The organism is Caballeronia sp. SL1002, from assembly GCF_057814995.1.
The window spans coordinates 722,662-735,277 of sequence record NZ_JBYMUW010000003.1 but is presented as its reverse complement, the minus strand read 5'-3'; the positions used below and the strand labels follow the sequence as shown (position 1 = coordinate 735,277).

The window sequence follows — 12,616 nt, the reverse complement described above, 5'->3', positions numbered from 1 at the left end:
AAAGCGCCGAGGCGACCGATGCTTGAAACGTCATGGATGCGCGGCGGCATCGCTCGCTTCGATATCGATCAGATACTGCGCGATGCGTCCTCCATCGACAGGTTTGCTCAAGATGCAAAGCGCGCCGACTTCAAGTGCTTGCCTGCGCACTACATCTGACGCATACGCGGAAATAAAGATGACCGGCAATACAACGCCGCGGCCGAGCAAGCGCCGGTACATTTCTACGCCGGAAATGCCCGGCATTTGCACGTCGGAAATGATACACGCGAACGCGCCGATATCGTCGGCGTCGAGGAACTGTTCGCCTGACTCGAAGACCTGAACCTCCCAGCCATGCGATCGCACGAGACTCGACGTCGCGATTCGGACGGATTCGTCATCGTCGATGATGGATGCAACTAGTTTATTGAACACGTGACAGGGTCCTTGCCGTGATTGCGCCGTGAGTGCGGCAACCTGAGCGCCACATTCACCCATGAGCCCATATTAAAGAAGCTTGCCCAACAGGAAAATCACATATTGGTATAGGCGCTCTCCACGCCGCAGTGCATCGCGCGCGCGGACCGCGTCCGTCTAAATCGAAGAGCGGGTCATACCTTGGTATTACCCGACCGAGCGGAAAGTTTGAACTTCCTCATCCAGCTGTTTCGGGCGCCGTATCGACATTCGCTGTCGATATGACGCCGCTCATCCCAATGTTCGATAAAGCCGCCCGATGGTTGGCATCAGGCTTCCTCATGTAGGGATGGGCGAGTCTTTGGATCGCCGATATCGTTGATCCCAAGGTCGCTGCACAAATCAAGCCGGCCTTGTTTAAGCACGCGACGAACTGATATGCGAACGGTCCATGCATATTCGCGAGTCTCGAAGCTGTTATTCCCTTCCTAACTTGCTTTATGTATTCGGCCCGCTTTTGCCACGCCGATATCTCACAAGGAGTCTCATCATGTACAAGCTTCTCGCCAGCCTGACCCTCGCCATCAGCGCCGTTGCAGCACCGGCGGTGGCCTTGGCTCAAAGCACCGCGCCAGTCACGCGTGCCGAAGTTCGCGCCGATCTCGTTCGGCTCGAACACGCGGGCTACAGCCCCGCGGTGAACAATGACGCGACCTACCCCGCCGACATCCAGAAAGCCGAAGCCAAGGTCGCTCGGCAATCGGGCGAGAGCGATATCGGCGGCGCCGTGCAAGGAACCATGAAGTCCGGTCCGGCGCACCGCGTTACCGGCAAAGACGCTTGCGTCGGCCCTGCCGACTTCTGCACGCCTTACTTCGGCAGCTGAGTCCTGACGCCCGGCGGCACCGCTTGCCGGGCGCTTTCTTCTCGCATCGATATCGCCTCTACCTGGAGCAGTCTCCATGAAAACTTCCTTACGCGCAGCCGCTATCGCAGCGTTCTCGTTCAGCGTCCTGACATCGTCGACGACAGCAATGGCCGACAACGCCACACCGTCGAAAACGCCTCACACCGCAATCAAGAACATCGTCCTCGTCCACGGTGCATGGGTGGACGGTTCGGGCTGGGCGCCGGTCTATTCGATCCTGACGAAAGACGGCTATCACGTGAGCATCGTGCAAGAGCCGCTCACCTCGCTTAGCGACGACGTGGCTGCAACCCGCCGCGTGCTGGATATGCAGGACGGCCCGGCCATCCTCGTCGGGCATAGCTACGGTGGCTCGGTCATTACGCAGGCCGGCGTGCATCCGAACGTCGCGGGACTCGTGTATGTCGCTGCGCACGCACCCAATGTCGGCGAAGACGAAAGCGCGCTGGGCAAACAGACGCCGAGCATCACGTCGAAGCAGACGGATGCCATTGAAAAGACGAACGACGGCTACACGTTCCTTAACCCAGCGGATTTTCCGAAGGATTTCGCCGCTGACTTGCCGCGCGCGCAATCGACATTCGAGGCACATGCCCAGATGCTTACCGCAGCGCAGGTTTTCACGGCGCCGCTCACCGAGGCGGCATGGACGACCAAGCCCAGTTGGGCCATCGTGGCGGGCGCGGACAAGATCATCAACCCTGACCTCGAACGCTGGTACTACGCTCGCGCGCACAGCCACACGACGGTCATCCCCGGCGCGAGTCATTCCGTCTACGAGTCGCGGCCGAAGCAGGTCGCCGCAGTCATCGAGGATGCAGCCAAGCATGCGGTCGAGTAGCAGTCGTTAGTGTGCGCGTCGGCCCTGCTCGCTCGACGGATCGCGATACACGATGCAGAAGCTCGCGAAATATGCGAAGCTCAATATCGCCGATACCCGGAAGCCCGATCCGCGCGAGCAAGCGTGCTGAAAAGACGGGAACATGAAACGTGACGGCATCGTTCGCAACAACGACTGCTCAGGCTCTAGAAATCTTCGACCATGCACGAACTCATCCAGTCGCTTGGCGACATCGTCGGAAGCCGGTTCGTCTTCACGGGCGCCACTGAAACGCGCCGCTTCCGGCAGGGTTATCGCTATGGCAGCGGCACGGTGCTCGCGGCCTTCCAGCCCGGCACGCTGGTCGAAATGTGGCGGGCGCTGCAAGCCTGCCATCGTTCGAACGTCATCGTGATCTGTCAGGCCGCCAATACCGGCTTGACGGGCGGATCGACACCGGCAGCCGACGGTTACGATCGTCCTGTCGTCGTTCTCAACACGATGCGATTGCGCCGGCTGGATGCGATCCGCAATGGCGAGCAGGTCATCTGTCAGCCGGGCGTCACGCTCGATCAACTCGAAAAGCGCTTGCAGCCGCTGGGTCGCGAACCGCATTCGGTGATCGGCTCCAGTTGCATCGGCGCTTCGGTGACCGGCGGCGTCTGCAACAACTCGGGTGGTTCGCTGATCCGTCGCGGACCCGCATTCACCCAGTTGTCGATCCACGCGCGGGTGACGGCGGACGGTGAGTTGAAACTCGTCAATCATCTGGGAATCGATCTGGGCGATTCCGCCGAAGCCATCCTCGCGCGTCTGGACGCGGGCGAACTGCCGGACGATATTCCGGCAGCGGCGTTGCTCGCGTCCGATCACGAATACAGCACACATGTGCGCGACATCGATGCATCCACGCCCGCGCGTTTCAATGCCGACCCGCGCAGGCTTTACGAAGCGTCGGGATCCGCTGGACATCTGGCGGTCTTTGCGCTGCGGCTCGACACGTTCGCAGCGGACGAACAAACCCAGGTGTTCTATATCGGCAGCAACGATGCGGCCGAACTCGAAACGATCCGCCGCGACATTCTGAGCGACTTCCGGAGCCTGCCGATCGCCGGTGAGTACATGCATCGCGGGGCGTTCGATATCAGCCGCCGCTACGGCAAGGATATGTACATGTACATTCGTGCGTTCGGCACGGACAAGGTGCCGAACGCATTCGCGGCGAAAAGCCAGTTCGACGGAATCACCGAGAAAGCGGGTCTCGGCAACGCCATCAGCGATCGTCTGCTACAGGCACTGAGCCGGCTGTTGCCCGAACATCTGCCGCGCCGGCTTATCGAATACCGCGACCGCTTCGAGCATCATCTGTTGCTGAAGATGGGCAATGACGGCATACAGGAAGCGCGGCGCTACCTCGAATCGCGTTTTCCGACGCAGCAGGGCAGCTATTTCGAATGCACGCCCGAAGAAGGCAAGGCGGCGTTTCTCAACCGCTTCGCGATTGGCGGCGCAATGGTGCGCTACCGGGCGGTTCATCCGCGAACGGTGGAGGATATCGTCGCTCTCGACATTGCGCTTCCTCGCAACGCAACCGACTGGTTCGAACGGCTGCCGGCGCATATTTCGAAAGACATCGAGTTCACGATGTATTGCGGCCATTTTTTCTGCCATGTGCTGCACCAGGAGTATCTGGTCAAGAAAGGCGTCGACTGCGACCGGATCAAGGACGACATTCTTGCCCTGCTCGCCGCGCGCGGCGCCGAGTATCCCGCCGAGCACAACGTCGGTCACCTGTACGAAGCGAAAGCGTCCCTCAAGCAGTTCTACGAAGAACTAGACCCGACCAATGCGTTCAATCCGGGCATTGGAAAAACCTCGCGGCTTTTTAACTGGGGAAAAGCGGGCTATAGCTGCGCTTGCGAGTCCGATTGTTCGGTTGTGGAGGAAAAGCGGTGAGGGTCGTGATGCGGATTTTTCGTTGATTTAACGACTCGCCGCCATGATGCGCGAGAACCCCGACGCCGGCTGCGTCTACGGATGATGCAGCACGAAGAAGCCGCCGGATTAACGCCCGACACGCCCACGATACGCTCTCACTTTCAATGCGCAACCTGCCACTGAAGGATCGGATGTGTCGCGCCGGCCGGGATGGTCCATACGCCGTTCGGGCCGAAGTCCCAGGTCGGCCCGAATGACGCCGCGCGGCTCATTTGCGCGGTCGTCAGTCCGTTCGCGTCCGGCATGGGCGTTCCGTCGCCAACGCCTTTAGGCTGCCCCGTCACCTGCACGTCCCAATAGACGTTCTTCGCAATGGTGCCCAAATTCGTTTCCGCGACACCGGCAGCCCACTGCGGATAACCGCCGGGGCCGACGATTGCCGCCACAAAAGACTCCTCGATAACACCGCTGTTGTATCCCACTAGACCGCCGTTTTCCAGGTCGCCGACCGCGCCGATCGCATAGGACTGACGGATCGTTCCCGCATTCCCGCCGACGAGCCCGGCGCCGTTCGAATGCGAACCTCCCGACGCATAGCCTTCGGCAAAAGACTGGACAATGAGGCCATCGTTGCTTTGAACAAGTCCTGCATCCGAGCCTTGATAGCCCAGTCCGACGACGCTCGACGAACGCTCGATCGTACCGGCGTTTTCCCAGGCGAGACCGGCGCCGCCCGAGGTTGCGATGCCGTCGGAGATCACGTCGCCCGTCGTGTGGACATTGACGATGCGCCCGTTATTAACGCCTGCCAAGATCGCCATCGGAGAGTTGATGGCATTGGCGAACGAATCGACGAGACTCACATTGCGCACGACGCCGCTCGCGCCTATCGTCGGGAACAAGGTTCCGTAGTCGTCCCAGGATCCGTCGTCCAGCGGCGGAAGCAAGACCAGGTTGTGGATGAGATGTCCCTGTCCGTCGAACTGCCCTGTGAAGGTGGAACTGACAACGTTGGCAATGCGTACTCGACCGCTTTCGTTTGCGGCAGGGGCGATATCCTTGCCGAGCGCATAAGTGCCGGACAGATTCTGCGAGACGGCGCGTAAATCAGTGAACGAATTGATCAACTGATAGGCCGTTACCTGCGTCACCAGCCCCGTGAACGGCGCGGCGCTCCAGTCCGCATTGCCGTGAATGCGGCCGCCGCAGAACTGGCCGTCGAGGTCGTAGAGCGCGGCGACGACGCCTTTGCTCGCGGACCAGTCGATCGTGCCGCGATTGATCACACTCCCGCCGTTGTCGATGCCATTCGCATCCGCGCGAAGCGTCAGATTGCCTGTACCGCGATTGCCGATCAGCGCGGGCTTCGCCACCTTTACCGAGCGCGCCGCGTTGAGCGCGAGCGACGCGTCGCCACTCCAGCGCAAGTCCGACAACACGTTGATGTCGCCGCGCGGGCCGGTCGTGTTCACCGTGACGGACGCGCCCGCCGAGAGATTTTGCGTAATCGTCGAAGCGCTCTTCGGGCCGATGGTGAACGTTGGCGTCGTGAGATTCCACTGCGCGGCGTGCGCGGCGAGGTTATCGAAGTGGAACGCACGAGCCTGCATGTCGAGCGTCCCGCCCGTGCCATCGGCGTTGACTGCTTCGATCGAACCATGTGCATGGACGGTCCCACCCTCCGCAACCAGCCATACGTGGCCGTCGCGCTTCGCTGTGCCTGTCGCGCGCAATGCCGCATGGTGTCCCGCTAGCGCGAATACATTGCCGCCCGTGGCGTGCAAATCGATCTGCGCCGCGCGGATCGTGCCACGATTGAACACGCTTCCGCCGCTGCCCGCATCGACGAAAACTTGCGCCCCGCTCGATACGTCCTTGAGCAAAACTTCGTCGGCCGCGACCAGTTCCGCCGTACCGTTCGATGCATCGATACTGCCCCGGTTCGATGTCCTCACGCGCGAGATTAAAAATACATCCCCGCCGCTCGAACCGATTTTCCCGAGATTAACAATAACGCCCGCGCCACCCGCGCCGCCCTGACCTAGCACGAGTTCATCGCCCTTCATGAAACTATCGTTGTTTGCGTCGAGTGTCGAAGCGACGAAGCGGCCGCCCGTCGATACGACGCCGTTGCGCCCAATCACGATACCCTGCGCGTTGATGAGATAGACGCTGCCCGTCGCCTTCAGCATACCGTCTATCAGCGACTTATCGGTACCTGTCACGCGATTCAATGTCGCGCCGTTGCCGTTCGCTATGCTGACACTGCGACCCGCGCCAATGGAAAAGCTGCGCCAGTCGATAATTCCGCGCGGCGTAGTTTGAACGATATCGAGCGCGTTGCCCTTTGTATTAATCGCTCCGCTTCCTGCTACGAAGCTTCCGTTCTGCGGCAGTGGAGATTGCCCGTTCGCATTTGGAATGAAGTACGTACTTGCCGCCCACAACGCAATGAGCGAAACCTTTTCCGGGCTGAACCAGCACCTAAAATATCGCACGGTCGTCTCCTCTCGGCTTCGCCAAGTAGCAGACGTATTCTAGGCTAGGGATTCAAGTCGGCAAGAGACTTTAAGGATTCCGTAGTGGTGATCGATGCGGCTTAGTGGTGCATGGCAATGAAGTAGGTATTCACACCGCTCGGGGTTTGTCGACCAACAAACGGTCACCCTTAGCACCAAGCGTTAGTAGACGGTCGAGCGTGGGGACGAAGGCAACTTGGACAACGTTTCTTTAGCGCGTCTTGCGGCTCATCTGCGCCAAGTCCCGAACCCGTTGTGATGCGGCACGCATGCGCCGGCACTTTTGCTTTTCGAGCCACTGCAGCGACTCTTGCACGACTTCGGGCGGAACGTCCGTGAACGACGCATTGCGAATCAGGGCTTCGCTTGCGGCGATGTCGTTGAACTGACCCAGCCTGTTCTGAACGGACGTCAAACGAATGATCGTGCGATCGTGCTTGTGCGCGATCACGGGCTGAAAGAACTCGAGCAGATACCTCAGTTTCTTGCCGGCCTTACGAACATCGTGAAGATCGTCTTCGAGGGCCGTCTCGTTGCGCGACGCATATCTGCTTCGTTTCTTCAATGCGTGCTCTGCGCGGCTCACGCGATCCTCGGCAAACGCCCCGACCGCACGATCATTGCAGTTCGCCGCTAACGACGCTTCCGCGCGCAGCAAGACGTCGTTCAGGAACGTCTCAACATCGTCGCTCTTTATCATCGCCTGGCTATGCGCCACCGCCTGCGCCCGCTTCTGACTCGCGGCGTCCACCAGAATCTTCATCGACGCGCGTGATTTCTCTGCGGCTTTCAGAAGCTCGCTCGCGATGTCCCAATCGCGCGTTCCGCCTGCTATTGCGGCAAGGCGCTTGAACTCCGCCGTAGCGTGCGCGGTCGCCTCTTCGCCGAGATAGGGCGAGTACGCCCAGAAAATAGCGCGGAGCTTCCTGAACGCGACGCGAAGCTGGTGGAATCCTTCCGCGTTACAGTTGGTCGCCAGATCCCGCGCTCGCCGCACGGCCTCGGAAGCGACGGGCGTCGCCAAAGATAAGAAAGTGCTCGCGATGGAACTCGTTTTCGAGAACGTCGAATCGCCCGGACGCCGGTCTTCCTTAAAGAAATTGACCGGCCGCGGCAAGCGCCAGTCGGCATCCATATCCACCATTTTTTAAGCCTCGATCCGGACAGAAAATGCTTTGACACGACCTTAACACAGCGGCAATTTGGGCAACGGATTGCATGACACCTTGATGACAGCCACATCGATTTGTAGAGTTCATGCCGCCCGCTTGAAAGACGTTGTCAGGCGTCGGCCAATCTGTATTAGCATGCTGAGTTACATCAGGCCATGCCCGGAATACCGCCACGTCGGGCCGACCTTCGCGATACTGAAAAATATAAGCGGGAGTTCAGGTTGAAAAAGCGCGCCACCGTGATTTGTCGCAGAGGCAAGCGAATCCTTCTGGTCGCCCGGAGTGAATCGAAGTGGGCGCTGCCGGGCGGCATTCTAAAGCGTGGAGAGCATCTCTCGGACGCCGCGCTTCGAGAGCTAAAGGAAGAGACGCGGCTTTCGGGAAAATCGGCCAAGTATCTCTTCGACCATCGTGGGAAGCAGAAACATCATCACGTGTTTTCTTGTGAAATCCCGGCCCGCGCGAAGGCACGACCGAGCAACGAAATATCAAGGTGCCGCTGGGTTCATCTCGATGACATCCGTAGCCTCACGACCAGCGCGCCGACGAACGACATCGTGAAGCTCATGGGTCAACGACGCAGGAAATAGCTGCTTTCCGTCGGCAACAGCACAATAAAAGACTTGAGGTATACCGCCGATGGCGTTATCGATCTGTACATCGGTCCAGAGGCGCTGAAGACTTGAAATCGACGACGGATGGTTCCAATGCCTCGGTCTTCAAACGCCCTCGTGAGCCTTCTTGAGTTGAGGTTATCGAGCGGGAGGCGGCATGACTACGCTGAGTGCAAAAATCAAGGAGGAAGTCAAAAAGGCGCTACCGCCGACACTCTTCTTCTTCGTCATTTTGCACATCGTCGCAATCATCCGGGCACTGATGATCAAAGGAACGGGCGTTTCGATCCCCGCCTCGGCGTCGGTGCTGATCGCATCGCTCATCCTCGGGAAGTCCGTGCTCGTGGCAGACATGCTCCCCTTCATCAACCGCTTCCCCGACAAACCGCTGATCTGGAACGTCGCATGGAAGACGTTGATGTATACGCTGGTCGCGCTCCTCGTCCACTATCTGGAGCGGCTCTACGACTACTGGAAGGAAGCGCACAGCTTCGCGGCGGCGAATCAGAATCTGTGGACCGGGATAAACTGGCCTCGCTTCTGGGCGATCCAGATACTGCTCGCCACACTGATCCTGATGTACTGCGTGATCGCCGAACTCGCCCGCGTCATTGGGCGCGGGCGGCTCAAGTCCATTTTCTTCGGCCCTATGCCACCTCGTTCACGCTAGCGCGTCCTTAAACTACCGGGCCTGCCGCATGGCTCAACGCATTGACCGACGCATGAGCCGCGAGCCATTTGCTGCGCCGCGCAAACAAACCCGGTGCAAGCCGGTTGACGTCATTGATCACGCTCCGCAAGTCGGCACTTTTCAGTTGGCCATTTTCGACCACGATGTGACCATCGACCATCGTCATATCGACATCGCCGCCTTGAACTGCGTGCACCAGATTATGGTGGAGGTTTAGCAACGGCCCCGTGACCAGCGGCGTCATCCGGGGCGTATCGGTACGCACGGCAATCAAGTCCGCGCACTTTCCCACTTCAAGGCTACCAACAGTCTTTTCAAGTCCCAATGCGCGTGCGCCCATGGTAGTTGCCATCCGGCAGATCGACCAGCTATCCAGCGCCGAAGCATCCAGCCTGGACACCTTGGCGAGCAACGACGCCACTTTCATCTCTTCAAAAATGTCGAGGTTGTTGTTCTCCTTTTCGCCATCCGATCCGAGCCCCACCGCAACACCGGCAGCGAGCAGCTTCACGACCGGCGCAGCCCCGCTTGCAAGTTTCATATTGCTGACAGGGTTATGTGTCACACCCACGTTACGTCCGGCGAGCGTGGCGATCTCGCTGTCGCTCAACCAGACACAATGCGCCAGCAGTACGCGATGCGCGTCGAGCAAGCCGAACTTTTCGAGTGCTTCGACAGGACGCATGCCGTAGCGCCGCTGCGTTTCCTCTATGTCGAAACGGCTCTCGTTGCTGTGCGTGTGCAAGCCGACACCGTAGTCCCGAGTCATTGCGACGGCGCGGTCCCACGCCGCCGGAACCGCGTAAAACATGTGCTCCAACCCAACCCATGTGTGGATCCGGCCATTGGCCGTGCCATGCCACCGGCGGATCAGCGCTTCGTTGGTATCCAGAGTCTCGAAGTCGTGATCGGGATGCTCCGCGACGTACGGCACCAGCACCGCACGGATACCGAGTTCTTGAGCGGCGCGAGCGCTACCGTCCATGAAGCGCCACATATCGACGATAGTCGTCGTGCCCGACAGCAAGGCTTCCGCATAGCACAAGCGGGAAGCCGCCTCCGCCTCTTCCGCATTCAGCACGCGATGCATTGGATCGATGAACTGCTGCAGCCAGTCCCAGACTGGCAAACCTTCCGCCGTGCCGCGAAGCAGCCCGGAATGACAGTGGGCGTTGATCAGACCCGGCATCACGAGCCGATCTTTCAGATGCTTCACGCACGCCTCGGGAAAATCGCATCGAGCACTATCGGCCGCGCCTACCGCGACAATCTTGCCGGCATCGTCGATCACCACCGCGCCATCGACGATAACCGCGTTATCGGCCGTCATCGGCACGACGTAGTCGGCGCGCAAAAGGGTGTGCCTCATTACATGATCCGTTAAGTGAAGGGTTGAGGAGCGATGCACTGAACGCCCAAGAAGTCCTCCGGGCTCTGGCCGCATCGCCGCCATGGATTTCGTAGCTTGAGGACGAAAGAATTACCCGTAAAATCGGTATGTATCTAATTTTTAGATAGGACCGGGAATGCGCTTTTCACTAGAGCAACTTGAGGCGTTCGTGACGACCGCGCGTGAGCGATCCTTCTCCGCGGCCGCCCGGCGACTCGGCAAGGCGCAGTCGGCCGTCAGCACGGCTGTGATCAATCTGGAAGTCGATCTGGGTGTGAGCCTGTTCGACCGTTCGGGCCGCTATCCCGTGCTCACGGACGAAGGCCGGGCGCTGATGCCTGAATCCGAGGCCGTGCTGCTGCATTGCGTATCGCTACAGGATCGGGCGCACGATCTGAACGCCGAGGTCGAGCCGCGCCTCATCGTTGCGGTCGACGACGCTATTCCCTATGCGGCCATCGCCGCCGCGTTGCGTCACTTCGAGCGTGAATTCCCGAATCTCGAACTGGAAATCCGGCATCCGACGCAAGACGACATTCTCCATGCCGTGCAGCGCTCCGAAGTGATGCTCGGTCTCACTTTCGCGCAGACGCATTACCCAAAGGAAATCGCCTTTTGCCGGCTGGGGAGCATCAAGCTGACGCACGCCGTTCATCGCGACCATCCGCTTGCAAAGGCCGACGCAATCAGTTTTGCGGATCTCAGCGATTATCGGCAGATTGTCGTGACGCATGGCCGCAAGTTGCCCACCGGCGAATACTTGAAGGCGCCTCGCTGCTGGTTCGTGCAAAGCTATCTGATGTTGCTGGAAGCTGCCCGGGACGGCCTGGGATGGGTCACGTTGCCCAAACGCCTTATCGCCGATGAACTTGCGTCGGGGGAACTCATCGAACTGCGGCTGGAGGCTTATCCGTTTACCGAATGGACCGTCGGCACGGACCTCATATGGAATACCGCCGCCGCCCCGGGAAAGGGCGCGCTATGGTTGCGAGCGGAACTGAGCCGCCACGAGATCAGCGTTTGATTTGGGGAACCGATCGCGCCGATGCGTCATTTTTCCAACGACTGGAGAAGCCGCGTCAGGTTTTGCGGTTCGACGTGGATAAGCCCGCCTCGGGGGCTGTCGATATCCGCTATCAATGCCAGCGACAACGCGACCGTTACCGGGAGCACGGTAATGAGCAACCCTCGGCGCAGGCTTCCTTTTGCGCCGTATCCCTGCACCGCGCAAGCGAATAGCGCGATCACGAACATCAGAATCCAGGCGCCCAGCGGAATGTGATTTATCCGTGCGGCTTGCGAATAGTCCTGAGAGTTGAGTACGTCGTTCATTCCCGCGACGACAAGCGCGCCCATGGGCGTCGGCTTCTCGCGCCCCACCTCGACCGCGAGATTCCATAGCGCCGATTGAAGCTCAGCCGTCTCCCGTTCGATGCGACTCAGCTCTTTGTCGTCTCGAGTCCCGAAATCGGCGAGCCGCAACTTCGTGTAGCGGACAAGTCCCGACTTGATCCTGGCCGCCACGGCGGCGTCGCCCAAGTCCGCGCGCACATACTCGGTGCCGATCGCGTTGGCTTCGCCCTCTTCCAGGCTCTTGCGCTGATCGTAGCGGCCGACCGCCATCGAAAGGGAGAATCCAACGAGCAGCGCGAGCAAAGTCAGGATCGATGTCTGGACGACGGTGAAATCCTCGCGCTCCTTGTCCGTGAGCGCAACCATGCGGCGCACGACGGCCCCGCCAAACGCGACTGCGGAAATAAGCAGCACGAGAAGGACGAGGAAAAGAACGGCGGGATGGTCGACGAACGCTGCCATACGATTGGGTTCTTTAGAGATTGTTTAGCAAGTTGCCTAAGCGCTATCGGGATACTTCAGCCGGCTCACTTCTATCTAAAAATCCGGACATGGAAACACCCAACTAGAGATCGCACGATGTGTCCGAAAAAGTTTCCCCAGTCGAATGCACATCGATCGCACATCATCTGGGACGAGCAAGTTCCATGGACTTGAACGGCAGATATTCACGCGCTCGCAACAAGCACCAATAGCGTTTAACTAAGACATTGACAAGCGCTTTTTCGAGCGGCTTCAGAAGGCTAGAGATGGTCGCCCGAGGGGCTTTCCGGATGTTTGCCGTCACGATGC

General features: G+C 59.5%; 11 protein-coding genes. 6 read left to right on the top strand and 5 right to left on the bottom strand.

The features are described 5' to 3' along the window. Positions 1-30 precede the first annotated feature (30 nt). Positions 31-417: a response regulator transcription factor gene (locus tag AC3D25_RS20740; RefSeq protein WP_488890312.1), complete on the bottom strand. Its 387-nt coding sequence runs from the start codon at positions 415-417 to the stop codon at positions 31-33. 532 nt (positions 418-949) lie between these two features. Here AC3D25_RS20740 and AC3D25_RS20735 point away from each other — a divergent pair. From AC3D25_RS20735 to dld, 3 genes are all read left to right on the top strand, one after another. Next, entirely contained in the window at positions 950-1,285 is a 336-nt protein-coding gene (locus AC3D25_RS20735) for a DUF4148 domain-containing protein (protein WP_488890311.1), read from the top strand. A 76-nt stretch (positions 1,286-1,361) separates the two neighbouring features. Continuing rightward, on the top strand, positions 1,362-2,168 hold the full coding sequence (locus AC3D25_RS20730; RefSeq protein ID WP_488890310.1) for an alpha/beta hydrolase: 807 nt from the start codon (positions 1,362-1,364) through the stop codon (positions 2,166-2,168). Positions 2,169-2,369: 201 nt separating this feature from the next. After that, a complete protein-coding gene (dld, locus tag AC3D25_RS20725; protein ID WP_488890309.1) occupies positions 2,370-4,103 on the top strand; it encodes a D-lactate dehydrogenase in 1,734 nt (577 codons plus the stop codon). 143 nt (positions 4,104-4,246) lie between these two features. Here dld and AC3D25_RS20720 read toward each other — a convergent pair whose 3' ends face one another. Together AC3D25_RS20720 and AC3D25_RS20715 are read right to left on the bottom strand one after the other, a co-directional pair. Then, positions 4,247-6,583 carry a two-partner secretion domain-containing protein gene (locus tag AC3D25_RS20720; protein ID WP_488890308.1) on the bottom strand — a complete coding sequence of 779 codons (2,337 nt, stop codon included), beginning with the start codon at positions 6,581-6,583 and terminating at the stop codon, positions 4,247-4,249. Between the two features lie 232 nt (positions 6,584-6,815). After that, positions 6,816-7,745 (bottom strand): CHAD domain-containing protein, encoded by a 930-nt coding sequence (locus AC3D25_RS20715; protein WP_488890495.1) that lies wholly within the window; start codon positions 7,743-7,745, stop codon positions 6,816-6,818. A gap of 252 nt (positions 7,746-7,997) precedes the next feature. Between AC3D25_RS20715 and AC3D25_RS20710 the strand changes: the two genes are divergently transcribed. Then, positions 7,998-8,366, top strand: a complete 369-nt coding sequence (locus tag AC3D25_RS20710; protein ID WP_488890307.1) for an NUDIX hydrolase — start codon at positions 7,998-8,000, stop codon at positions 8,364-8,366. A 181-nt stretch (positions 8,367-8,547) separates the two neighbouring features. Continuing rightward, positions 8,548-9,060 carry a hypothetical protein gene (locus AC3D25_RS20705; RefSeq protein WP_488890306.1) on the top strand — a complete coding sequence of 171 codons (513 nt, stop codon included), beginning with the start codon at positions 8,548-8,550 and terminating at the stop codon, positions 9,058-9,060. Positions 9,061-9,067: 7 nt separating this feature from the next. On the opposite strand, the gene AC3D25_RS20700 is transcribed toward AC3D25_RS20705, so the two are convergent. Beyond that, positions 9,068-10,435 carry an amidohydrolase family protein gene (locus tag AC3D25_RS20700; RefSeq protein WP_488890305.1) on the bottom strand — a complete coding sequence of 456 codons (1,368 nt, stop codon included), beginning with the start codon at positions 10,433-10,435 and terminating at the stop codon, positions 9,068-9,070. A gap of 172 nt (positions 10,436-10,607) precedes the next feature. On the opposite strand from AC3D25_RS20700, the gene AC3D25_RS20695 reads away from it, so the two are divergent. Continuing rightward, positions 10,608-11,495 carry a LysR family transcriptional regulator gene (locus AC3D25_RS20695; protein WP_488890304.1) on the top strand — a complete coding sequence of 296 codons (888 nt, stop codon included), beginning with the start codon at positions 10,608-10,610 and terminating at the stop codon, positions 11,493-11,495. A 26-nt stretch (positions 11,496-11,521) separates the two neighbouring features. On the opposite strand, the gene AC3D25_RS20690 is transcribed toward AC3D25_RS20695, so the two are convergent. Further along, on the bottom strand, positions 11,522-12,286 hold the full coding sequence (locus AC3D25_RS20690) for a bestrophin-like domain (RefSeq protein WP_488890303.1): 765 nt from the start codon (positions 12,284-12,286) through the stop codon (positions 11,522-11,524). Positions 12,287-12,616: the final 330 nt, after the last annotated feature.

What these genes read in the sequence shown, in the direction of transcription:
- AC3D25_RS20735 (WP_488890311.1), top strand. Translation starts at nt 950, where the DNA reads ATGTACAAGCTTCTCGCCAGCCTGACCCTCGCCATCAGCGCCGTTGCA.
- AC3D25_RS20730 (WP_488890310.1), top strand. Translation starts at nt 1,362, where the DNA reads ATGAAAACTTCCTTACGCGCAGCCGCTATCGCAGCGTTCTCGTTCAGC.
- dld (WP_488890309.1), top strand. Translation starts at nt 2,370, where the DNA reads ATGCACGAACTCATCCAGTCGCTTGGCGACATCGTCGGAAGCCGGTTC.
- AC3D25_RS20705 (WP_488890306.1), top strand. Translation starts at nt 8,548, where the DNA reads ATGACTACGCTGAGTGCAAAAATCAAGGAGGAAGTCAAAAAGGCGCTA.
- AC3D25_RS20695 (WP_488890304.1), top strand. Translation starts at nt 10,608, where the DNA reads ATGCGCTTTTCACTAGAGCAACTTGAGGCGTTCGTGACGACCGCGCGT.
- AC3D25_RS20690 (WP_488890303.1), bottom strand. Translation starts at nt 12,286, where the DNA reads ATGGCAGCGTTCGTCGACCATCCCGCCGTTCTTTTCCTCGTCCTTCTC.